The sequence below is a fragment of the Achromobacter sp. genome (genome assembly GCF_050285565.1).
Taxonomy (GTDB): Bacteria; Pseudomonadota; Gammaproteobacteria; order Burkholderiales; family Burkholderiaceae_B; genus Achromobacter.
On record NZ_JBLZXG010000005.1, the window covers coordinates 475,834 to 499,704 of the forward strand.

Sequence of the window (23,871 nt, forward strand, 5' to 3'; positions counted from 1 at the left end):
CCCCGCTCCCTGCGCTCAGGCCGCGGCGCGTTGCGACTGGTAGACCTGCAAGTGGGCGTAGGCGGTGCGCAGGGTGGTGGCATCCACCCCCAGCGTGCGCGCGCGCCGCACCATATCGCCGACGATGTGGTCGGCCTCCACCGGCAGCCCCTGGCGCAGGTCGCGGAACATCGAAGCGGTCATGGGCTGGGACGGGTCGGTCAGGATCTTGAGCGCGTTGGCGTCGGCCTCGGGCCGCACCGCGTGGCCGCTGGCGGCGGCCACTGCCTGCGATTCGCGCAACAGGCCGCGCACGATGTCGGCGCCGTCGTCGGTGGACGCGATCTGGCCCACCGTGCCGCGCATCAGGCAGGTGGCGGCGGCCAGCGTCGTCAGGAACACGTATTTTTCCCAGATGTCCTGGTAGATGTCCTCGCTCAGGCGGCTGACGTACTCGCCGCCAGCCAGGGCCTCGGCCAGCGCTTCGCAGCGCGGGCTGCGGGCCGGGCCGGCGCGCTCGCCGAAGACGATGCTGGCATGCTTGCCCAGGTGCACCACCTGGCCTTCGGGGCCGAGCGTGGCGTTGATCTGGCACAGGCCGCCCAGCACCCGGTGCGGCTCGAATTCGCGGTCCAGCACATCGTACTGCAGCACGCCGTTCATGATCGGCAACACCGCGGTGTCGGGGCCGACGGCGGGGCGGATGGCGTCGATGGCGCTTTGCAGGTCATAGGCCTTGCAACTGAGCACCACCACGTCGTAGAAGCCCTTCAGCGTGTCGGCGGTGGCCAACTGCGGCTGCAGCGTGGCGTCGCCAAAGGGACTTTCGATACGCAGGCCCTGCTCGCGCAGGCGCGCGGCGCGGGCCTCGCGCACCAGGAAGGTTACGTCCGCGCCCGCCTGGGCGGCGCGTCCGCCGAAATAGCCGCCGGTGCCGCCGGCGCCCAAGAACAACAACTTCATGCCTGTCTCCCTGGCCCGTCAAAGGCGCGGGCCGAGGGATCATTATGCGCCCGCGGCGGCGCCGGGCACGGGCCGAAGCCGGGCGGGCGCCCATGGCCCGGACAGGCGCCGGACGCGGCCCGCCGAAGGCCCGCGTCCAGGCGTGTCAGGCAAGAGAGGCAATCACGCGCGGGGGCGCCCTCCGTGGCGCGCAACCGGCAGGCGTCGGCGCGCCCCCGGCACGCTGTCAGGCCGGGTGCGCGTGCCGCGCCCAGGCCTCGTAGCCGCCGCGCAGCGCCCAGGTCTTGGGGTAGCCGGCGGCCCGCAGGCGCGCGGCCAGCATCGCGGCCGAGACCTCGTTGGGGCAGGCGCAATAGACCACGATGTCGGCGTCCTCGCTGCCGGCCTCCAGGGCCGGCAGCGGCGCGCGCAGGTCGACGGCGATGGCGCCGGGAATGCGGTCTTCCTCGCGCACCGCCTCGGGCCGCACGTCGAACACCAGCGCCTGGCGGCCGTCCTTGCGCCATTGCATCAGTTCGTCCACCGACAGCCGCGGAATCACGCGCAGGTTGCGCTTGAGGATCCAGCGCCGCAGGGCGCGGGCGATGATGTACAGCGCCAGCACCGCCGCCAGCAGGGCCAGCCCCATCGGCCCGTAGGTGCCCAGCACGTCCAGCACGTCGTTGACCACGCTGTGGAACAGCCCGCCCAGCAGCAAGGCCGAGCCGGCCCAGATCATCGCGCCCACCAGGTCGTACGCCAGAAAGCGGCGGTAGGGCGTGCCGGTCAGGCCCGCCATCACCGTGGACAGGGCGCCGGCGCCGGGCAGGAACTTGCACACCAGCAGGGCGCGCACGCCGATGCGCAGGTACAGCCGCTGGGTCTGGCGGATGCAGGAGTCCTGCGACAAGGACATCTTGCAGATCACGCCCAGCAGCCGCGAGCCATAGCGCTGGCCCGCCGCATACCAGAGCGAATCGGCCAGCAGGCAGGCGAGGGTGGCCGCCAGCCAGGGCGCCAGCCAGCCCGCCGCGCCCGCCAGGGCGCCGGCGGCGATGAGCATGGGATAGGCGGGCACGGGCAGGCCCGCCTGCTCGACCAGCACGTTGGCGAAGACGAGCCAGCCGCCGTACTGTTCGAGCAGCAATTGAATGTCTTGCATGTTTTTTCCGGGTTGCCGCGTCGGGCGCGGCGCGATGGAAGAGATTTTAGGCCCGCCCCCGCGCGCAGGGGCGGCGCGGCGGGCCGTGGCGCCGCGCAACAGGCCGTTCCATGAAGAAAAGTGTCCACGCACCGCAACGGTGCGCACCATGCTGGTGCCACGCTGGCCCGCCAGGGTGCCTATAATCGCGCCCGGCTATCCGGATTCCCCCGACTTGTCGCGGGAATGCCCCATGGCATACAACTTGCTTGGCCAGGACTGGCCGCGAACCTGCCCATTCGGACGGGGCGCGCCGCCCCGGCGCTCCCCCATCCGATGACCGATCCCACGCCCTCGATCCCGCCCGCCCACGCGTGCCGCACCGCGACGCCCGGACATCGCCGCCATCCCTCCCATTCCCGTTCCATCCCCGCGAAGGAGACTTGCGCATGAAATCCTTTTCCCTCCCGGCCGCCAGCGGCATCGCCCGCCGCGGCCTGCTGAAGCTGGCCGCGGCCGCCGCCGGCGCGCTGCTGCTGTCGGCCAGCGCCCAGGCCCAGGCGCCCGCCAAGACCAAGGTCGCCGCCATCTACACGGTGCCGGTCGAACAGCAATGGGTGTCGCGCATCCACAAGGCGCTGACCGCCGCGCGCGACCGGGGTGAAATCGAATACACGTTCTCGGAAAACGTCACCAACGCCGACTACGAGCGCGTCATGCGCCAGTATGCCGAACAGGGCAACAAGCTGGTGGTGGGCGAGGCCTTCGCGGTCGAAGCCGCCGCCCGCAAGGTGGCCAAGGACTACCCGCAGACCGCCTTCCTGATGGGTTCGTCCGGCAAGCCGCAGCAGCCCAACTTCTCGGTGTTCGACAACTACATCCAGGAACCGGCCTACCTGACCGGCATGATCGCCGCCGGCATGAGCAAGACCGGCAAGATCGGCCTGGTGGGCGGCTACCCCATCCCCGAAGTGAACCGGCTGATGCAGGCCTTCATCGAGGGCGCCAAGGAAATCAACCCCAAGGCCGAATTCACCGTGACCTTCATCGGCTCGTGGTTCGATCCCCCCAAGGCCAAGGAAGCCGCCTTCGCCATGATCGACAAGGGCGCGGACGTGCTGTACGCCGAGCGCTTCGGCGTGTCGGACGCCGCCAAGGAACGCGGCAAGCTGGCCATCGGCAACGTCATCGACACCCAGCCGCAATACCCCGAGACCGTGGTGGCCTCGGCCCTGTGGAGCATGGAGCCGACCATCGACGAGGCGCTCAAGCAGGTCAAGGCCGGCACCTTCAAGGCCGCCGACTTCGGCCAGTACTCGCTGATGAAATACAAGGGTTCGTCGCTGGCGCCGCTGGGCACCTTCGAAAGCAAGATCCCGGCCGACCTGATCGCCAAGGTGCAGGCCAAGCAGAAGGCCATCCTGGACGGCAGCTTCAGCGTGCAGGTCAACGACAAAGAACCCAAGTCGTCGGCACGATGAACCAAGCGCCTCTCGCCCTGCGGCTGGCAGGGATCACCAAACGCTTCGGCAGCCTGACGGCCAATGACGATGTCTCGCTGACGCTGGCGCAAGGCGAAGTGCTGGCCCTGCTGGGCGAGAACGGCGCCGGCAAATCGACCCTGGTGTCGATCCTGTTCGGCCACTATGTGGCCGACGCCGGCAGTATCGAAGTCTTCGGCCAGCCGCTGCCCCCGGGCCGGCCCGACGCCGCGCTGGCGGCGGGCGTGGGCATGGTGCACCAGCACTTCACGCTGGCCGACAACCTGACCGTGCTGGACAACATCATGGTCGGCACCGAATCGCTGTGGAAGCCGGCCTCGGGCCGCGGCCCGGCGCGCCGCCGGCTGGTCGAGCTGGGCCAGCGCTTCGGCCTGGGCGTGGACCCGGACGCGCGCGTCGGCAGCCTGTCGGTCGGCGAAAAGCAGCGCGTCGAGATCCTCAAGGCGCTGTACCGCGGCGCCAAGGTGCTGATCCTGGACGAACCCACCGCCGTCCTCACGCCGCAGGAAGTGCAGGACCTGTTCGCCACCCTGCGCGGCTTCGTCGACGAGGGCCTGGCCGTCATCTTCATTTCGCACAAGCTGGACGAGGTCATGGCCGTGTCGCGCCGCGTCGCGGTGCTGCGCCAGGGCAAGCTGGTGGCCGAGCGCGACACCGCCGCCACCACGCCGGCCGAACTGGCCGAGCTGATGGTGGGCCGCAAGGTCGCCATGCCGCACGCCGAGGCCATGGCGGCGGCCGGCCAGGCCGCCCCCGTGGTCACGCTGTCCCAGGTCACCGTGCGCGACGCGCGCGGCGGCGCGCCGCGCCTGGACAGCCTGGACCTGGTGGTGCACAAGCACGAAATCGTGGCCATCGCCGGCGTCGCCGGCAACGGCCAGCAGGCGCTGGTGTCGGTACTGACCGGCTTGCGCCAGCCGTCCGACGGCGCCATCCGCCTGGGGCCCGAACACGCGGCCGCGCCCACCACGCCGGCCGGCTGGACCGCCGCGCACGTGGGCCGCATTCCCGAGGATCGCCACGGCGAAGGCATGATCGGCGACAGCCCCCTGTGGGAAAACGCCATCGTCGAAGACCTGAAGGACCCGCGCTTCTCGCGCTTCGGCCTGATCCGGGCCAAGGCCGGCCGCGCCTACGCGGCGGCGCTGGCCAGGCAGTTCGACGTGCGCGCCGCCTCGCTCGACGTGCGCACCCGCAGCCTGTCCGGCGGCAACATGCAGAAGCTGATCCTGGGCCGCACCCTGGCGCGCGAACCGCGCTTCATCGTCGCCGACCAGCCCACCTGGGGCCTGGACATCGGCGCGGTCGCCTACGTGCGCGAACAGTTGCTGGCCGCGCGCCGCCGCGGCGCCGGCATCCTGCTGGTGTCGGAAGACCTGGAAGAGATCTTCGCGCTGGCCGACCGCATCGCCGTGCTGTGCGGCGGCAAGCTGGTCGCCGACAAGCCGGTCGCGCAATGGACGCCCGCCAGCGTCGGCCTGGCCATGACGGGCACGCGCGCCTGACATCGTGCCCCTTCCGCGCCCCCTCTACTGAGCATTTCTCGAATGAAACTGATCCTGGAACGCCGCCCCGAGCCCAGCCGCGCCGCGCTGGCCCTGGCCCCGATCGCGGCCATCCTCTTTACGCTGGCGGTGTGCACGCTGCTGGTGGCCTGGGCCGGCGCGCCGGTGGGCCGCACCTACGCCCTGCTGTTCGACGGCGCCTTCGGCTCGAAATTCGCGCTGTCCGAAACCCTGACCCGCGCCACGCCGCTAATGCTGACCGGCCTGGCCTGCGCCGTGGCCTTTCGCGCGCGCTTCTACAACATCGGCGCCGAAGGCCAGCTCTACCTGGGCGCGCTGGCGGCGGTGGCGGTGGGCGGCCTGCACGACGGCAGCGGCCTCGACCTGCCGCTGCCGGCGCTGTTCGGCGGCATGATGCTGGCGGCGGCGCTGGCCGGCGCCCTGCTGCTGCTGATCCCGGCCCTGCTCAAGACGCGCCTGGGCGTGGACGAAGTGGTGACCACGCTGCTGGGCAACTTCATCGTGCTGCTGTTCGTCTCGATGATGCTGGACGGCCCCATGAAAGACCCGATGGCGATGGGCTGGCCGCAGTCGGTCGCGCTCAACCCCGACCTGGAACTGGGCAAGCTGATCGAGCGCACCCGCGCCCACACCGGCCTGCTGTGGGCCGCCGGCCTGGCGCTGGGCCTGTGGCTGCTGAACCGCTACACGGTGTTCGGCTTCCAGATGCGCGCGGTCGGCGCCAACGCGCACGCCTCGCGCTTCCTGGGCCTGCCGGTCAACCGCGTGATGCTGGGCACCGCCATGCTGTCGGGCGCGCTGGCCGGGCTGGCCGGCGCCATCGAGGTGGCGGGCCGCACCGGCTACGTCACGCTCGACATGTCGCCGGGCTACGGCTACACCGGCGTGGTGGTGGCCATGCTGGCCGGCCTGCATCCGCTGGGCGTGATCCTGGCCAGCATCTTCGTGGCCGGCATGCTGGTGGGCGCGGACAGCATGAGCCGCGCCATCGCGGTGCCGAACTACATCGCCGACGTCATCGTCGCCACGTCGTTGCTCGCCATGCTGGTCGCGACGCTGTTCGCGCAGTACCGCCTGCGCCGCAACCGGGCTTGAGGAGCACGCCATGGAATGGATGGACCTGTTGAGTTCCGCGGCCTTCTGGGTCGCGGTGTTGCGGCTGGCGACGCCGCTGATCCTGGGCACGCTGGGCGTGCTGCTGTGCGAGCGCGCCGGCGTGCTGAACCTGGGCATCGAAGGCATCATGGCCGTCGGCGCCTTCACCGGCTGGCTGGTGGTGTACCTGGGCGCGCCGCTGTACGTGGGCGTGCTGGCGGCCGCGCTGGCGGGCGCCGTGTTCGGCCTGCTGCACGCGGTGCTGACGGTGCCGCTGGGCCTGTCGCAGCACGTCTCGGGCCTGGGCGTGACGCTGCTGGCCACCAGCCTGAGCTACTTCGCCTACCGCGTCACCTTCCCCAGCGTGAACACGCCGCCCACCATCACGCCGTTCGCCGAAATGAAATTCCTGGACGGCATTCCGCTGATCGGCCCGGTGCTGGCCGGGCAGACGCCGATGACGCTGCTGGCGCTGGCCGCGGTGCCGATCCTGGCCTGGGTGCTGAACCGCACCCCGGTCGGCCTGGCGATCCGCATGGTCGGCGAGAACCCCGCCGCGGCCGAAGGCCAGGGCCTGTCGGTAACCAAACTGCGCATGGGCGCCATCGTCGCCGGCTCGGCGCTGATGGGCGTGGCCGGCAGCTTCCTGACGCTGGCGGCCTTCAATGCCTTCTTCTTCAACATGGTCAACGGCCGCGGCTGGGTCTGCGTGGCGCTGGTGGTGTTCGCCTCGTGGCGGCCCGGCAAGGCGCTGCTGGGCGCGTTGATCTTCGCCTTCTTCGACGCGCTGCAACTGCGGCTGCAGCAGGGCGGGGCGGCGCTGCCGGGCCTGCCCGAGCTGCCCTATCAGGTCTACCTGATGCTGCCCTATATTCTGTCCATCCTGGCCCTGGTGGTGATGGCGCGCCGCGCCGCCTACCCGCAGGCCCTGATGAAGCCCTACCGCAAGGGCGAACGGTAATCCATAAGGTTTGACTATGCTCGATCTGATCCTCAAGCACTGCACGCTGCCCGACGGCCGCCAGCACATCGACATCGGCGTGGCCCAGGGCCGCATCGTGGCGCTCGAACCGGCGCTGAAGGCCGAGGCCGCGCAGACCATCGACGCCGCCGGCCAACTGGTGACCTCGCCGTTCGTCGACGCCCACTTCCACATGGACTCGACCCTGTCGTTCGGGCTGCCGCGCGTGAACCAGTCGGGCACGCTGCTCGAAGGCATCGCGCTGTGGGGGGAACTCAAGCCGCTGCTGACGCAGGAAGCGCTGGTCGAGCGCGCGCTGGCCTATTGCGACTGGGCGGTGGCGCGCGGCCTGCTGGCGATCCGCTCGCACGTCGACGTGTGCGACCCGCGCCTGCTGGCCGTGGAAGCGCTGCTGCACGTGCGCGAGCAGGTCAAGCCATACCTGGACCTGCAACTGGTCGCCTTCCCGCAGGACGGCGTGCTGCGCGCGCCGGGCGCGCTGGACAACCTGAAGCGCGCGCTGGACATGGGCGTGGACGTGGTCGGCGGCATCCCGCACTTCGAGCGCACCATGCAGGACGGCGCCGAATCCGTGCGCATCCTGTGCGAACTGGCCGCCGAGCGCGGCCTGCGCGTGGACATGCACTGCGACGAAAGCGACGACCCACTGTCGCGCCATATCGAGACGCTGGCCTATCACACGCAGCGCCTGGGCCTGCAAGGCCGTGTTACGGGTTCGCACCTGACCTCGATGCATTCGATGGACAACTACTACGTGTCCAAGCTGATCCCGCTGATGCGCGAGGCCGGCGTGTCCGCCATCGCCAACCCGCTCATCAACATCACGCTGCAAGGCCGCCACGACACCTATCCGAAGCGCCGCGGCATGACGCGCGTGCCCGAGCTGCTGGCCGCCGGCGTGCCGGTGGCGTTCGGCCACGACTGCGTGATGGACCCCTGGTACAGCCTGGGTTCGGGCGACATGCTGGAAGTGGCGCACATGGGCCTGCACGTGGCGCAGATGACCGGCCAGGACGCCATGCGCGCCTGTTTCCAGGCCATCACGGCCACGCCGGCGAAGATTCTGGGCCTGGACGAGACCGGGCTGGAAGTGGGCAAGCGCGCCGACATGGTGCTGCTGCAGGCCCGCGACCCGGTCGAAGCGCTGCGCCTGCGCGCCACGCGCCTGATGGTGCTGCGCGCCGGGCAGGTCGTGGCGACGACGCCGCCGGCTACGGCGACGTTGAATCTGCCGGGGCGGCCGGGGCGGGTGAGTTTTCAGATGGTGGGGTGAGTGATGGGGCTGGCGCTCCAGTTCAAGGAGCGTTTATCGGAAACATCGCAAGAACATTTCTGAGCGAAAAATGCGCCGCCCCCCGTGGGGTCCAGAATTTTCTCTCCACTTCTCCGGCGCGGATCACCTCTGCATACCGCTTCGAATCATTTTGAGACACACCATCGTTGCTTTCCGTAGACACTCGCCCCAGTTTATCGAGATCAACCACGGAGTTCTCTCCCCCTAACCTCCCAACCAGAAACTGATTTGTGAGGAGAGTCCAGACGTCATCGCTCTGCCAAAAGATAAAAAGAGGAACACCTCGCCCACTCGCAACCTCCAGAACCTTTCTTGCGGACTCTTCGTTCGATAGCAAGAATTTCTGCCACTCATATGACTCCAGTTGCAGTTTCTTTGCTCGCCATAGAATACGGTTTGCGTACCATTCAGACTTGTTCATTTCCTTCCTGCTGGAAAGGTGATGAGGTAATCACCGGACGATCGGGGATTCAATTTGACGGTCCCGCCGTAAAGCGATCTCCCGCTCCGCGCGAGACTCTGCAGAAACGCATCAAGCTTTGGGTTGGCAAGATATCCTGAATCTACTTCAATAGATTTAGCTCCCAAAGATCCTACGTAGTTCACCAACGTTTGAACATCCGAGAAATTCAGCGAATCTGTAAGGCCAATTGCTATGTGTGCAACGCCATTTCTGCTGACAGTAACGGCATTTAGGTCGACTCCGAGACGCTGAGCTGCAGTCCTAACAGAATCTGCCTTGACAGCCTCATTAAGAATAATCTGCGGCCCTTGCGGCTCAGGCATCGGTGTAATAGTGCCACCCAGATACGCATTCCCATCCGCGTCATAGCTCGGCGTGCCCAGACTCCCCTGATCCGCCTCATACCCCGGCGTACCCTGCGCATGCCGCCCATCTTCCGCATACCCCGGCACCCGCGTATCGCCACCCGGCGGCACAGCCGGTGTCTCCAACGGCCCATTGGCCTCTTCCGGTCCGCTGTCCTTCTCGAATAGCCTGTTCCACGCTCGAGTCAGATGCCGCGCAATGTTTTCATTCGCGCTCGTCACGCCGTTGGAGTCGCGCCCCAAACCTCCAAGCGCGCCGCCGGCCGAGGCAGCGCCTATTGCCGGCAACGGCAACGCAAGCTGGTTGTTCTCCAACTCCAGCCGCGCCGCGTCATTCACCGCGGCCACGGCCTTCGGGTCCAACGCCGCAGTCAGGCTCGTCAGTACGCTCGTCACTAAATTGATTCGCGCCTCGCGCTCCACGGGATCGAGCTTGCTCGATGGCTTGCCGGACACCTGCTCCACAAGCTGGCTGATGACGATGCCCGCGGATGCGCCGGTGGCGGCCGCGCCGCAGCTTGTGCTGGTTGCCGCGGCGCCCGCGCAACCGAGCAAGGCATGGAGGGCCACGTGTCCGGCAGAACCTTCGCCGCCAAGTAACGGCGCGATTTCCTTGATCTTGGTCGCGCTCAAGCTCTGCAAGTAATTCACGGTCGCCGCTTGCACGAACCCGCTTGCGCTACCCGTCACGTTCGCGCCAGTGGCCAAGCTCACAGCCGTCAGCGCTTCACGGTATCTGCCGCCCGGTCCCCATCTCTGGGCCGCTTCGTATTGGGCACGCAATTGTTCTTTACGCGGCCCCTCTGGCGCACCTTTCACCGCCTCCTCAAGCGCCTTCGCTTTGGCCGCCCGATTCGCCAGAAACTGCTCCGTCTGCCGCTGCGCCTCCGACGCGATCTCGAATCCCGCCTCGATCTTCTCCTTATCAAAGATCGGCTTGAGCGCATTCAACGTATCCGACGACGTATCCCGGTTCAGCACAGCGATCGCTTGAGTCGCCGTCATCCCCGTCAGGTCCTGCTGCGCGGCCTCATCACGAATCACGACGTTGCCGCCGCTAATGGCGCTTTGCGTCGTCGAGCCGCCGCTGCCGCGGGCCGCCACAACCACCGGCGTGCCCATGCCGAAGCCATTGCCATCCGTCGCGATGGACGAGCCATGCTGCTTGCCCGCGCCGCCGGCCACGTCGCCGTCCTTGCTGGTCCCCAACCCGGTGTCCGCGCCCTTGCCGCCACCGAAACCGAATCCCCCGCCTATCGACACCTGGCTGCCGCTGTACTTGGCGCGGTTGCCGATATCCTCGGTGACCAGCGTGCCAGTGCCAAGCTGGTTCAAGCCGTCGGCGATCGCACGGTCGCTGCTGGCGATGACGCTGCCGATCAGTTTGGTGTTGTTCTGGACATCGATCTGGAAGCCGCCATCGCCCGCGCGCAAGCCTGTCTGTTCCGTGACCGATTGGAAGTTGCTGTTGATCTTGCCCGTGCTGGCGTTGGCCGAGATGCTGCTCGACCCCACGCAGTAGGGCGGGATGCACAGGCTCACGCCGAAGCCAGCGCTCTTGTTGCTGGAGGCGTACTGGCTGCTGTCCTGCAGGCTCCCGAGCAGCAGATCGCCGCCCACCGACGCGATGACCTGACGCGCCTGGCCCGTCGCTCCCTTGAGCGTGGTGCCGCCGCCCGACTGGATGGCCAGCACGTTGCCGGCCGTGACGCGGCTGTGGGTCCAGCTCTCGTCCTCGCCTTGCGCCTTGCCACGGCCGAGCGACGCGCCCAGTTCGAGCGTGAAGCCATTCTGTTGCCCGCCGGTCGTGTAGCCGATGCCGATGCTGGCGTTGCTGCTCTTGCTGACCGTCTTCTGCTCGGTGGTGTTGCGCGCGGCCTGCAGCAGAATGCCGTCTTCGGCCTTGAGCAGTGCGCTGTTGCCCGCGGACAAGTTTGAGCCGGTCAGGTTGATGTCGGAATCCCCGCCCGCGCCCGTGGCAATGATCGTCAGATTATGCCCGGCGGCCGCCGTCGAACCGAAGGCCGTGGACGCATTGCGATCAGTCGTGCTGCGGCTCTTGCTGGCGCCCAGGCTGAGCTTGATGCTGACACCACCCGCTTTGTCGATTGAATTGCTTGATCTGGCGGACGAGTTCGTAGCGGTTGCGCGTGTCCTGCTCGATGCGTTCGCCCCTGCACTCGGCTTGGGCTATATGGGATCACATAGGCGGCCTACTCAGAATAGGACGAAAATCCTTAATTTAAGAAAAATCAGGCAGAATCCGCCCCGCCCGGGATCGTTGAAGAAATCAATTTCAAACCCTTTTTTCGCATTGCCCAATCATATTCCCTGACTTTCCTCACAATCTCCTTAACGGCATCAACGCTCATAAACACCTCAACCACCTCGGGATTTGGAATCCTTTCCCAGAAATTTTGGTCATCCGAGCCAGGCAGCAGTCTCTCCATTTTCGCACCGATTATTCGAACAGTATCGTTGCATGCCACACAAAAAACATGGCTCCTGAAATCTTCAATATTTACCGTTGACGCCTTATATAGAAATATATTATCAATGTCATCCAGATTTTCGACATCGTAATGATAGTCCGGATATGCCAACTCGAACATTAAATTGAAGGCTTCTTCTTTACTCATGTTGAAGATTTCGCAATTTTCCGGCGGCGAAACTAACGCACTGCCCTCCAAAAAATCACGAAGATCGACGCCTAGCGTTGAAGTAACCAGCTCTTCCGGAAACATTTTTCCATCCAGCATGAAATGGAATAACCCGTACCTAAAGGTTTCAGTGCTCCATTCCGGGATATATTCAATCAACACAGCAAATTCATAGGGATTACCAAAAATCATTTACTTCCCCTTTCCAGGAACATTGAACAATCTTCTTATTTCGATTGGAATGTAATCTTTTCCTAGACCATTCCTTTTATCTCCCGTACTTCCAGACCAGTGCCAAGTTCCATCATTTGAATCAAAGAATCGATGAATATTCCCTTCCGCATCCTTTGCAAATCGCTGCCCCTTCTTTCCCTGCACCGAATTGGCAAACAAGTCCAGAGAATTCCTTGGCTCTAATCCCGCGTTGGGCCTGCTTGCTGTTTGACCTGGCGTGTGCTTTGGCCCGGATTTATAAACCAATCCATTGGAAGCAGTTACGGTCTCAGGGGCAGGCAACGCACTGCCTTTCTCCTTCTGTCCAATTGGCGCTTTCGTATTGCCGGATATCTTATTGGGCCGGATAGCTCCCGCTGCCGCAGCGGCGCCAAGCGCACCTTCTGTGGCAATGCTATGCCACGCTTCTTTCTTCGCCTCTTCCGAGCCCGATAAGATCGCCCGCTGCAAAACCTCATTACGGTCGCTCAGGATGAGCAGGCTCATGCCCTTGACGGCCTTCAGTTCCTCACGATCCGCCGCACTCAGGCTACCTTCTAGTCGGCCTTTCTCCAGCAGCTCGCTCGCTCGCGCGTCGTAGCTGGCGGCCAGGTCTGCCAACTTCTGCGCATTCTTCGTGCACTCAGTGCCTTCACAATTCACTAGTTCGGCACGCTGCTTTTTGCTGAGGTCGGCGTATCGAGCCCTCACCTCATCCCAGCAAGCAGCGTCCTTGCACTGCATCCACTCGCGGATTCGCGCCTCGTGCTGCAAGACCGTCAGATGGTTGTTCTCCGTCTCCAACAACGCCGAATGGGTGGCGACCGCCGCATCGGCGCCCACTGCCGTCGAGATCCCTGCCACCAACGACTGCACCAGATTGCTGCGTTGTTCCTTTTCTACCGGATCGTGCTTCTCGCCACCCTCATCTAGTAGCGCGTTGAGCACAGAACCCAACCCAGCTCCCAGCGCACCCGCACCACAATCGCCGCCTTTGCCCGCCGCGCCCGCGCAACCCACAATCGCGTGCATGGCCGCGCGAGCCGTCTCCGCCTTTGGACCTTCGCCCAATGCCGAGACAATCTTCTTCACCTCGGACGCGGCCAACCCTTGCAGATAATTGACCGCGACGGCCGTCACCGCGTCACCCGCCGCGCCGGTCACATTGCCACTCACAGCCCCCAAGATCGCAGTCAGCCAGCGACGACTTTCTCCACCCGGCCCCCACGTCTTCGCATCCTCAAAAGCTTGCTTTAATTGATCTCGGCGCGGGCCTTCGGGCTCATTCTTCACCGCATCTTCAAGCGCCTTGGCTTCCCTGGCCCGAGTCTCAAGGAACTGCCCGACCTGCTTCTGCGCCTCCGACGCAATCTCGAACCCCGCCTCGATCTTCTCCTTGTCGAAGATCGGCTTAAGCGCGTTCAACGTATAGGACGAAGTGGCGCGATTCAGTGCCGCGACCGTTTCCGTCGCCGTCATTCCCGTCAGATCCTGCTGCGCGGCCTCATCGCGAATCACGACGTTGCCGCCGCTGATGGCGCTGCGCGTGGTCGAGCTGGCATTGCCGGACGCGCCTACGACAACAGGCAGGCCTGCCGACGCGCCGCTCTTGTCGGCCGGGTCTCGCGCCTTGTCGGCGCCGCCCGCCGCCTGGCCGTGGGTGTTCGCGCCTAAGTCCGTTTTGCCTGCGTCGTCTTTCTTGGGTGCGCCCCCGCCGTCGCCGCCCCAGCTATAGCCCCCGCTGAGCGCAATCTGGTCGGCCTTGTATCGCGCCGCGTTCTTGACGTCCTGAACCACCAGCGTGCCGGTAGTGAGCGCGTTTCGGCCATCGAGCGCCGCGCGCTCGCTGCTGGATATCAGCCCGCCGATCAATGTCGTGTTTCGCGCGACATCCAACTGGAACCCGCCGTCACCGGCCTTCAGTCCCGCCTGTTCGCTGGCGGACTTGAAGTTGCTGTCCATCCGGCCTTGCGCCACGTTGCCGGATACGGAACTCTTGCAGTAGCCATAAACGCAGATCTTGGCTTGGACACCGGCGCTCTGCTGCTTGGAGGCGTACGTGCTGACATCCTGCAAGGTCTCGATGCGCAAGCCACCGCCTACCGACGCCATGATCCGGTCGGCCTGTGCCGCCGCGCCGATCAAGGAGGTGTCGCCGCCGGAGTGCAGCGCAAGCACATTGCCGGCGCTCACGTTGCTGTAGGCCCAACTCGCATCCTGGCCATCGGCCTGGCCGCGAGCGCCGCTGACGCCGATGTTGACCATGACGCCAACCCCGCTCTCGCTATCGGCCGACACGCCGATACCCACGCTTGCGCTGGAACTCTTGTTCTTTGTGCGCTGCTCGAATGTGTTTTGCGCGGCCCGCAGCAGGATGCTTCCATCGGCCTCAAGCACGGCATTGCCGCCCGCCCACAAGCGCGATCCCGTGACCGCAATGTCCGAAGCGGCCCCATCGCCCCGGGCCAGGAGCGTGATATCCCTGCCGGCGGCCACGGTCGATCCGGCCGTCGATGCAGACGCGCGGTCCGTGGCGCTCTGGCTCTTGCTGGCGCCCAGGTCGACGCTCAGGCTTGCGCCGCCGGCGCTCTTGGGATCCGCCATCACCGAGTCGTAGGCATTGAGCGCGGCCATACCCGTGGTCGCCAGCGCCAGGCCCTGCATGACCTTGTTGTCGGTCTTGCCGGCGGCCTGGTGCATTTTTCCCGCCGTCTGCATCGCATCGATCACGGGTGTCCTGGCGTTGATGCTGAAGCCGGACTGCTTGACCTCGTGGTATTCCTTGTCGCGCGTGGTGTCGATCGCCGCGGCGATATTGACGCCGCGCCCGATCAGCGCCACATCGCCCTGGCGCGCCACGATGTTGCTGCCCGTCAGGTTCAGCGCGCGGTTCGCGCGAATCAGCGTGTCGCCCTCGACGCTGCCCACCATGCTCGCGGTATGGAACACGTTCTTGCCATCGAGCGAGTCGGTTTGCTTGCGCGTGCCATAGCTCAGCCCGCCCATCGCGCCCATGCCGGACTGCTTGTCCTGCTCGTAGTGGCGGCTGTCCATGGTGCTGGCGCCGGCGGCGATCTTCACATCCCGCGCGCCCGACACCGCCAGGTCATGCTGCGCGCCCAGGTTCGAGCCGCTGACCACTACGTCCCGGCCGGCCGTCAGCGTTGCCGTGTCGCCCGTGAAGGTCGTGGCCAGCGCCCGCTCGGTCGTGATGGCGTTGACCATGTGATTGGAACGGCTGGACAGGAAGCCGTGCTGCTTGCTGTAGGACTCGATGTAGGAGTGCTGCGTCCGCACGCCGGCCGTCGCGTTGATGTCGCGCCCGGCTTGCACCGCCAGATGCTTGCCCGCGGTGACGTCGGCGGCGCGCGCGTTGATGTCCCGGCCCGCCACCAGGGCCAGGCTGCCGCCGGCGGCAAGTGCCGCGCCGATCTCGCGGCCCGTGCTCAGTTCGTAGCGGTTGCGCGGGTCGCGTTCGAGCCGTTCGCCCTTGCGCTCGGTCAGGGTGGCCATGTTGACGTCGCGGCCGGCTTGCAGGCGCGCGTCGTCGCGGGCGGCGATTTGCGCCGTGGTCAGGCGCAGGTCGCGCCCCGCCCGCACATCCAGGCTGCCCGCGTCGAGCCGCGCCATGCCCGTCAGGTAGGTGCCCCAGGTATTGCTGGCGCGTTCGGACGCCGAGGTCGAGGTCAGCGCAATATCGCGTCCAGCGCTCAGGCCGATCTTGTCGCCCTTGATCAGGGACGCCAGATTGGTCAGGTCTTCGCGCGCGATCAGGTCGACGGCGCCGCCCGCCTGGAGGGCGCCGCCGGCCTGATTGACGATGTTGCCGGCGCGGATCACGGTGGCTTGGCGCGCCGCGACGGCGCCGCTGTTGACGAAATCGCCCTCGGCGGTGATGTCGACATCGCGCCCGGCGATCAACGTGCCGTCCCCCTTCAGGTCATCCTTCCGGACCAGGAGATAAACCTGCGGCACCAGCACCGACTGGACGCTGCCATCGGCCAGGGTCACGGGCTGTTCCACCAGCCATACCAGATCGGTGAGGAGCAACTGCTGCTGGGCTTCGGTCAGCCTGGCGCCCAGCTTGATGCCGTGCGCCTGCGCGAAGCGGGCGCCGGCCGCGAGCAAGGCCTTGTATTGCGCATCCTGATTGCTGTAGTTCTCCAGGAAGCGCTGGCCGCTGGTGGCGAGAATCTGGTCGGACACCACCTTTTGCTCGTGGAATCCGTCGCCCAGGCGCCGGGGCTGGCCCGCCGGCGTGAGGAACTTGGCGCCCGGCGGGATCAGGTCGTCCCAGCCCCCCGGAGGCGCCACCGGCAAGGCGTCCCCCGCGCCCGCCGTATCGCCGTTCTGGCGCGCGGGTGGCGATACCAGGACGGGATCCCCCGCGTGGCGATCGCCACCGCCCGCGCTTTCGCCGGCCAAGACCCCAGGCAGCGTGCCGGGCCGCCGCAGCAGATCGAGCAGGTAGTCGCTGGAGACGTGGGCGTGGCCGGCAGTAAAGCGCGGGTCGGTCGTCACCAGGTAGGGCGCCTGCGGCTGCCGGTCGACCACGAAGAGCTGGTTGTCGGGAATGCTGGCCGGAGGGGCAACGGTGCGGACGGCCTTGCCGCCCGGCAGATCGACACTGACGACCCGCACCGGCTCCGGCGCGCCTATGGGGGTCGCGTCAGGCGCGGCGCCCGACAGCGTCACGGCGGCCCCGCCTGTCGCGGTGGCGACCGGAACGTCAATCGCTTCGGCCGCCAGCGTACTGGCGTAGGGGCTGCTGCTTTCCCAGCGCGTGGATTTGCGCGCGTGACGCTGCTTCTCGAAGCTCAAGGTCATGACGCCTTCGCGCGTCACGGTGCGCGTGCCGCTGGCGCCGATGTTGTCGATGGCGGGTCCGACCACGGACAGCGCGCCGCCGGCGGCGATGCGGCTCTTGTCGTTGGTGACCGCCCCGGTCAAGGTCATCGCGGCGCCGGACCGGATCTGCCCGGGATCGGACGACACCGTCCGGGTCTCGACGACCGTCTCGTTGACGCGGTAGTACATGAACGCGTGCTGCCAGCGGCTGTTCACGTCGCGATTGAATTCCTTGATGCGCGCGTCGAGTTCGAGGTGCCGCGCTTTGTAGTCGGCGTAGGCTTGCTCATAGGCGCCGCGGCGCGCGGCATAGGCTTCGCAAGCCGGTGATTTGCCCTTGAGGCATTCCGCCGGTTCGGCTTCAAGCCACTGCGGCATCGGGCCGGCGGGCGGGGCGACCCCGAATACCGACCAGATCCGCGCATCCGGGGCATAAGCGAAGATGTCTTGCGGGATCTCGCATTCGTCGTCGGCCACGCCGGCGCAGCCCGGCTCCGCCGGGGTGTAGGAGGGCGCGATCGGCCAGGTGGTCGCCGTCGGATCCCGGCCCCAGTCTCCGTACCAGTTAGGCAGGCCATAGTCGAAGGGCGGCCCATAGCGCGCGGCCGGGTACTTCTCGCTGGGTGGCAATAGCAGCAGCCAGTTCTGCTTGCCCACGCCCTGCGCGGGATTCTGCGAGCAGATGCCGCGGTACTCGTGACACACCCAGAAGAACTCACTGCCGTCCATCAACGGCCCGAACTCCTGCCGATCCTGATTGACCTGCCGGAAATAGAACTTCGGCTCGGACGAGACCTGTGCCGTCCGGCTCGCATAGCTTGGGTTCAAGTTCTCGATCAGCGCCGCGGCGATGCTGGCCTGGCCTGCCGCCTCGATCGTCGCCGCGCTGTTGCGCACCCGCGCGGCCTGCCCCGTGGCGGTTCCGGCCGCGTCCAGCGCGCCGCCCACCCGCACATCCACCGCTGAGTAGATCAGGGCGCCCTGCTCGTTGACGAGCGAGCCGGCGCCCAGATCCATGTCCGCTCGCGAGGCGATCACCGCCGCGCCCTTGGCTCCAGCCGTGTTGCTCAGTCTGCCGGCGCCGATCGATACCTGGTCGCCGTAAATGCGGCCCCGGTTATCCACAAAGCCGGCCGTAATGCGGGTTGTCTTGCCATCGATCAGGCCGTCATTGACCAGCCCGTTGGCGACGTCGATCGTGTTGCCGCGGCCCGCAATCCATTCCCCCGTCTCATGGTTCACGAACGACTCGGCGCGGATGCCGAGGTCGCGTCCGGCGCTGACGCGCGCCCGGTTATCAAGCGCGCCGCCCAGCTTCAGCGTCAGGTCACGGCCCGCGGTGATATCGCCATCCAGGTTCAGCGAGCCCGCGTAATCCAGCAACAGATCGCCGCCCGCGCGCAGCGCGCCCAGGTCTTGCAAGGCCTGGACGCGAACGCTCAGGTTCTGGCCAGCCGCCAATTCGCCTTGCCCGTTTTTCAAGCCGCCGGTCTCTATGCTGGCGTCGCCTTGCGAGGCGATCCTGCCCGCGGTGTTGTCAAGGTCACGGGTCTTGAGGGTCAGGCCCTCGATGGCGTTGATCGCGCCGCCCTGATTGTTGATGCCGTCGGCCTCGACCGCGACCATCCGGCCGAGCACACCGCGAGCCGGCACGGCCGGCGCGGTGGCTGCGCGGTTGTCCAGGCTTGCGGCCGACAGCGCCAGCGTGCCGTCCGCCTGGATCAGGCCGTTGCGGTTGTCGACCGCGCCCGGGGTGGCGAGGGTCAGGTCGCCGCCGGCGAGCGTGCCGCCAAGGTTGTCGATACTGGCGGCGTCCACGCGCGCATGGCCGGCGGCGACGAACTTGCCGTTGGTGTTGTCCAGGCTTTCGCCCAGATGGACGCGGGCCTCGCCCGTGGCGGTGAGCGTGCCGTTTGGGTTGCGCAGGTGAACCGCCGACAGATCCAATGCCCCGGCGCGCAAGGTGGCCCCGGCCGTGTCGATGTCGCCCGTGGCGGCCAGCGTCATCTGGCCCGCCGCCGACAGCGTGCCGCGCTCCAGTTGCAACCCATTGGCGGACAACGTCATGTCCTTGCCGGCCAGGCTGGTGCCGGGGTGCTGGATCGTGCCCGCGTTGACCTGAAGGCTGCCCGGCAGGCTCAATCCGCCATCGGCGTCGATGCCGGCCACAAAATGGCCGGCGTTGCGCAGCAGACCCGGCACGCGAACGCGCAGATCGCCGGCGGCGAGCACCGAGCCGGTATTGCTCAATGCGGCATTGGCGCTCAGGTCTGCCTGTGCGCCCGCGACGGCGACACCCGCATGCGTCAGTACGTCGCCGGCCGCCAGGGCCAGTCCGGCGCCCGCTTGCAGGCGGCCGCCCGCAACTATCCGCAGGTCGCGGGCGGCGGTGGCCGCGAGCGTGCCGTGCCGCGTGGCGATCACGCCATCGAGCAAGGCATCGGTGCCGGCGCGCAAGGACAGATCCTGGCCGGCGCTGCTGCTGCCCGACATCTGCAAGGCGCCGCCCGCCGTCAACCTGAGCGAGCCGCCCGCCTGTTGGCGCGATGCCGCACCCAGAATGGCGTCGCCGCGCGTGGCGGTCAGAGACAGATCGCCCTGCAAGGCCGCGACCGTGCCCGCTACCGACAGGCGCTCGCCCGCGCCCAGCGATTGCGTACGGCCGGCCACCGCGCGGCCCGCGATCATCATCGAGCGGTCGGCCACGCCAGCCATGGTGGCGGCCGCCTGGATCAAGCCCCTGTCGCCCACCGCGATGTCGCGCCCGGTCAACGTCAAGCCCGCGTCGCTGGCCGCCACGCCATCCACGCGCACGTCGCGCGCCGCGGCCAGCGTCAGAGCCGCGACCGAGGCCAGCGTCCCCGCGACGGTCAGGTCGCCGCCCGCGCGCATGTCCAACGTGGTGGCCGCCCGCAGGTACGCGTCTTGCCCGACCCGCAGATCGCCCGCGTCCTTGCCCGCCGTGACGTTCAACAGACCGTTGGCGGCCGTGTCGCCGTTCAGCACCGCGTCCGACATGGCCGAAAGATGAATGTCGCTGTCGCCCTGTATCGCGCCGTCGGCGAGCAACGCGCCGCCCGCTCGCACGGTCAGCAATCCGCCCGCCTTCGTGGCGCTGGATGCGGCCAGTTTCAGAGCGCCGCCGCTGGCCAGCGTGAGCGCGCCCCCGGGTGCCAGCAGGCTACCGTCCAGAAGCAGTTCGCCGGCCGTGCGCAGATTGGTCACGCCCCCGGCGACGACATGGCCGGCCAGCGTCGCCGAGTCGGCTTTCACGCTCAATGCGCCATCGGCCCTCGTCTGCGCGCTGGAGGCGCTGACGAGCCTGTCACCCGCATTCAGGCGCATGTCGCCGGCTGCGAGGCTCTGGCCTTGCAAGGTCAGGGTCCTGCCTGCCTCCAATGTCAGATCGGCCAGCGATGACAACATTCCCGCGCTGGCCACCGACCCGCCGGCCTGCGCCGTCAATGGGCCGTGCGCCAGGGCGCTGCCGTTCGCGCCCAACGTCAGGTCCTGACCGGCATTCAGGGTCAGCGCGCCTTGCGCCGACGCGATCAAGCCCCGCACATCCAGCGTGCCGCCCGCATTGACTGCGGTGCCGTCATTGCCGCGCAGTTCGCCGGCGACGGCGGCTTCGCCGTCCGCGCGCAGAGTGGCCAGACCCGCCGATTGCAGACGGCCCGCCGCGCCAATCCGCGCGTCGCCCCGGGCGCACAGATCCAGCTTGCCATCGGCAACGATCCCGCCGTCGGCGCTCAGGTCATGGGCGGCAGCCAGATTGATGTTGGCAAAGGACACCAGTTGGCCATCCTGGCGCAAGTCGCCACCGGCGCGCGCGTCCACGCCCTGGCCTTGCAGGCGGCTGCCCGCTTCCAACCGCGCGTTCTGGCCGGCCGCCATGCGCAACGAGGTCGCGGCATGCAGCTTGCCACCGACCCGCGCATCGCGCACCGCCTGCGCGGACAGTTCGTCCAACGAACTCAATTCGCCCTCGATCACCAGGTTCGCGCCCGCCGTGACCCCCATGCGGTCCCTGGAAACCATGCGGCCCGTCACGCCGACGGACAACTCGTCCCCCGCCGCGCTCAGCAACCCGCCTTCGGCCGTGCTGACGAGGCCGTCGACGGACAGGCGACGCGCGGCATCCAGCGTGATGCCGCGATTGGTGCGCAGGGCGCCCGCCCATGCCGCATCGTGCCCGGCCGCGATAGTTGCGCCGCCGTTCGCCTCCCAAAGCCCCTTGGCGTCGGCGAGCAGGTCGCGCCTGGCCTGCAGGCCGAGATTGCCCGAGGCGGCGCTCTTGCCCGACAGCCGCAAATCGCGGCCGGACAGCAGCCCGATATCGCCCCGCGCGCCCATTTCGCCTCGGGCGTCCACATCGCTGCCCGCGCGCGCGATGAGGTCCCAACCTTGCACGCGGCTCGCGGCGCCCAGCGTCAACGCCTGGCCCGCGGTCATGGACACGGAGCCGCCATGGGCCAACGCGCCGCCTTCGACCTGCAGATCGCGGCCGGATGACAAGGTCAGGCCAGCATTGCTTTGGGCGAGGCCGAGCAACGCCAGATCTTGCCCCGCTTGAATGCGCAACGCGTCGCCCGGCGTCGCCGCGAGATCCTGATCAACGCGCACCGCGCCAGCCAGCGACAGATCGCCGGCCGCGTGCATGCGCACCTGGCCCGACGCGTCTGCCTGCCCATCGGCGCCGACCCGCAGATGACGCCCCGCATCCAGATCCAGCGATCCGCCAGCGCCGAGTTTTCCGTCCACACGCAGATCGCGCGTGGCCCGCGCCTGGGCATCGGCCATGGCCACCCATGCGCCGCCCAAGGCCAGGTCGCGGCCGGCACTGGCCTGCACCTGCTTGCCTTGCAGCCTGCCCGTCGCGCCCTGCACCAGATCGCCGCCGCTGGTCAGGCTCAGCGCCGCGTCGGTCAGAACCGCGCCGCCCAGGGCCGCGCCCTGGCCCGCCCGTATCGTCACGTTGCCGGCCGACTGCAATTGCGTGCCGGCCTGCATCGCCACGCGCCCGTCTGCCTCGGTGAGCAGCGTTCCCGATGCGTAAACCTGTTGCGGCAGCACCAGGTCGCGGCCCGCTTGCAGCGTGACGCCAGCTTGCGCGGACACCACGCCGTCCACCAGGGATACCCCGCCGGGCGGCTCGCCAGGCGTGGCTGGGACGGACGGCTTGCCCGGTGCCGCGCCTGCCCCCGCGTCCGCGCCCGCGCCGCTTTCGGTGGCTCCGCCCTGGGCGAGTGGCGGCATTGCCGTCTGAGCGGCCACCGTCAGATTGCGGCCCGATTGCGCGCGCGCGTCCTGGCCGGACGTCAGCAGGCGTGCCGACAGCGAAAGATCCCGGCCTGCGGCCACGCGCAAGGCGCCCTGGGTGCGCAGGCTGCCTTGTGCGCCCACCGCCACATCGCCGCCCGCCTCGATGTTCAGCGACGCTCCCGCGCCGACCGCGCCCGGGATCGTCACGTTGCGCGTGGTGATGAGCGCGGCCGCGCCTGTCGCCTGCGCCGCGCCCTGCACGGCCAGATCACCGCCGCTCTCCATCCGCAGATCGCCGGCCGCCTGCACGGTGGCGCGCGGCGCAATGCGAACGTCGCCGGCGGCGCTGACCCGCAAATCGCCTGTCAGCGCCGCCAGATTGCCGCCGATGTTCACGCCCACGCCGGCCTCGGTGCCGATCAGGCGAATGCTGTTGGCGTACATGCCGCCCAGCGCGGCCGTGTCCAGCGCCACGGCGGGTGCTGGGCCATCACCCACCTGCGCGGATACGGCGCCAGAGCCATAGTCAACGCGCGATGCACCGGCCGTCACGTTCAGACGGTTCGCCCAGATGCCCGCGTTGATTTCCAGCGTGCGCGCGATCAAGTCCACCTGGCTCAGGTTCATGCCGTTCAGGCCCTGTCCCTCGATGCCAAGCCGGCCTGCCGCCACGTCAAAGCCAATGCCGCCGTCCGGCCCCACGCGCGGCGTGCCGGTGGTCAGGGTGGCGCGGTCCGCATTCAGGAATCCGCAGCCATTGCAGGTGATGCCGGCCGGGTTGGCGACGATGACGCTGGCGCGATTGCCCGCCACTTCCAGCGTGCCGAGCAGTTGCGACGGGTTCGGCGCGGTGACCTGGTTGAGGATGGTGCCCGCATGCCGGTTGCCCAGCATCGAATTTCCCGCCACTGGCCCGGCCAGTTGCGTCTGGCTGGCGCCGCCGCTGTTGTTGAGCACCACGCCGGACGGGCCGACGTTGAACTGCGTGTAGCGGTTGTTCGAGACGCCACCGGCCGACGGCGGCGCGATGTTGATGACGGGCACGCCATGGCTCACGCCCACGGCAGGCCGGGCGCCCGGCGCGCTCCTGTCCACCCGGATCGGCAGCGTCTGCGCCAGCACCGGTGACCAGATCTGCGTGCAGACCACGGACCACACGATCAGGGAACGGAGCTTGGACATCATGCGTACTCGGTTGAACCAAGGATGGCGACGGCTTTGCGGGCGTTGCGACCCCGCAAAGGCGGTCGAATCAGAACTCGAACATCAGCGTCGCCGCGAACACGGTGGAGGCGGCTTTCAACGATTCAGGCTTTGTGAGAGGCCAGCCGACGGACACGTCGTAGCTGGCGTTGACCGCATTGGCCGCGGCGGGCAGGGCGGCGCGGCCGCGCAAGCCGAACACCGCGCCGGCCAGCGTGCGGCCGGACAGCCACGCCGCGGCGGGCCCGCCCACGCGGCCCATGTCCAGGCCGGCATACAACTGGTGGCCAGACACGCGCAGCAACTCGTCCAGGCCCAGCGACAGGTCATTGCGCAGGGTCCAGCCGTCTTCCGCAGCCAGGGTCATCTGGCCGTCGAAGCCGCGCACGGCGT

General features: G+C 67.7%; 12 protein-coding genes. 5 read left to right on the forward strand and 7 right to left on the reverse strand.

Annotation, left to right across the window (positions count from 1 at the left end):
- Window positions 1-15 precede the first annotated feature (15 nt).
- Window positions 16-942, reverse strand: coding sequence for a 2-dehydropantoate 2-reductase (panE, locus tag ACN6O8_RS13520; RefSeq protein WP_427991538.1), 927 nt, complete (start codon window positions 940-942; stop codon window positions 16-18).
- 226 nt (window positions 943-1,168) lie between these two features.
- Window positions 1,169-2,083, reverse strand: coding sequence for a VTT domain-containing protein (locus ACN6O8_RS13525; RefSeq protein ID WP_427991539.1), 915 nt, complete (start codon window positions 2,081-2,083; stop codon window positions 1,169-1,171).
- 428 nt (window positions 2,084-2,511) lie between these two features.
- Here ACN6O8_RS13525 and ACN6O8_RS13530 point away from each other — a divergent pair, with 428 nt between their 5' ends.
- The 5 genes from ACN6O8_RS13530 to ACN6O8_RS13550 are packed head-to-tail and all read left to right on the forward strand — an operon-like array spanning window position 2,512 to window position 8,440.
- The gene (locus ACN6O8_RS13530) at window positions 2,512-3,543 is read left to right on the forward strand and encodes a BMP family protein (RefSeq protein ID WP_427991540.1); all 1,032 of its coding nucleotides are present in this window, start codon (window positions 2,512-2,514) and stop codon (window positions 3,541-3,543) included.
- Window positions 3,540-5,069, forward strand: coding sequence for an ABC transporter ATP-binding protein (locus ACN6O8_RS13535; RefSeq protein WP_427991541.1), 1,530 nt, complete (start codon window positions 3,540-3,542; stop codon window positions 5,067-5,069). Before ACN6O8_RS13530 ends, ACN6O8_RS13535 begins: the two co-directional genes overlap by 4 nt.
- A 42-nt stretch (window positions 5,070-5,111) precedes the next feature.
- Window positions 5,112-6,185 carry an ABC transporter permease gene (locus tag ACN6O8_RS13540; RefSeq protein WP_427991543.1) on the forward strand — a complete coding sequence of 358 codons (1,074 nt, stop codon included), beginning with the start codon at window positions 5,112-5,114 and terminating at the stop codon, window positions 6,183-6,185.
- Window positions 6,186-6,195: 10 nt separating this feature from the next.
- A complete protein-coding gene (locus tag ACN6O8_RS13545) occupies window positions 6,196-7,146 on the forward strand; it encodes an ABC transporter permease (protein WP_427991544.1) in 951 nt (316 codons plus the stop codon).
- Window positions 7,147-7,162: 16 nt separating this feature from the next.
- The gene (locus ACN6O8_RS13550) at window positions 7,163-8,440 is read left to right on the forward strand and encodes an amidohydrolase family protein (RefSeq protein WP_427991545.1); all 1,278 of its coding nucleotides are present in this window, start codon (window positions 7,163-7,165) and stop codon (window positions 8,438-8,440) included.
- Window positions 8,441-8,462: 22 nt separating this feature from the next.
- Here the strand turns inward: ACN6O8_RS13550 and ACN6O8_RS13555 are convergent, their stop codons facing one another.
- The 5 genes from ACN6O8_RS13555 to ACN6O8_RS13575 all read right to left on the reverse strand — a co-directional run.
- Window positions 8,463-8,882: a hypothetical protein gene (locus tag ACN6O8_RS13555; RefSeq protein WP_427991546.1), complete on the reverse strand. Its 420-nt coding sequence runs from the start codon at window positions 8,880-8,882 to the stop codon at window positions 8,463-8,465.
- A complete protein-coding gene (locus ACN6O8_RS13560; protein ID WP_427991556.1) occupies window positions 8,879-11,398 on the reverse strand; it encodes a hemagglutinin repeat-containing protein in 2,520 nt (839 codons plus the stop codon). The genes ACN6O8_RS13555 and ACN6O8_RS13560 overlap by 4 nt, the downstream gene beginning before the upstream one ends.
- A gap of 143 nt (window positions 11,399-11,541) precedes the next feature.
- Window positions 11,542-12,141, reverse strand: coding sequence for an immunity 42 family protein (locus ACN6O8_RS13565; RefSeq protein ID WP_427991547.1), 600 nt, complete (start codon window positions 12,139-12,141; stop codon window positions 11,542-11,544).
- Window positions 12,142-23,460, reverse strand: a complete 11,319-nt coding sequence (locus ACN6O8_RS13570; RefSeq protein WP_427991548.1) for a hemagglutinin repeat-containing protein — start codon at window positions 23,458-23,460, stop codon at window positions 12,142-12,144.
- Between the two features lie 67 nt (window positions 23,461-23,527).
- Window positions 23,528-23,871, reverse strand: a 344-nt coding sequence (locus tag ACN6O8_RS13575; RefSeq protein ID WP_427991549.1) for a ShlB/FhaC/HecB family hemolysin secretion/activation protein, incomplete at its 5' end; no start/stop codon positions are given.

Coding starts and splice junctions, on each gene's coding strand:
- panE (WP_427991538.1), bottom strand. CDS start 942: ATGAAGTTGTTGTTCTTGGGCGCCGGCGGCACCGGCGGCTATTTCGGC.
- ACN6O8_RS13525 (WP_427991539.1), bottom strand. CDS start 2,083: ATGCAAGACATTCAATTGCTGCTCGAACAGTACGGCGGCTGGCTCGTC.
- ACN6O8_RS13530 (WP_427991540.1), top strand. CDS start 2,512: ATGAAATCCTTTTCCCTCCCGGCCGCCAGCGGCATCGCCCGCCGCGGC.
- ACN6O8_RS13535 (WP_427991541.1), top strand. CDS start 3,540: ATGAACCAAGCGCCTCTCGCCCTGCGGCTGGCAGGGATCACCAAACGC.
- ACN6O8_RS13540 (WP_427991543.1), top strand. CDS start 5,112: ATGAAACTGATCCTGGAACGCCGCCCCGAGCCCAGCCGCGCCGCGCTG.
- ACN6O8_RS13545 (WP_427991544.1), top strand. CDS start 6,196: ATGGAATGGATGGACCTGTTGAGTTCCGCGGCCTTCTGGGTCGCGGTG.
- ACN6O8_RS13550 (WP_427991545.1), top strand. CDS start 7,163: ATGCTCGATCTGATCCTCAAGCACTGCACGCTGCCCGACGGCCGCCAG.
- ACN6O8_RS13555 (WP_427991546.1), bottom strand. CDS start 8,882: ATGAACAAGTCTGAATGGTACGCAAACCGTATTCTATGGCGAGCAAAG.
- ACN6O8_RS13565 (WP_427991547.1), bottom strand. CDS start 12,141: ATGATTTTTGGTAATCCCTATGAATTTGCTGTGTTGATTGAATATATC.
- ACN6O8_RS13570 (WP_427991548.1), bottom strand. CDS start 23,460: ATGATGTCCAAGCTCCGTTCCCTGATCGTGTGGTCCGTGGTCTGCACG.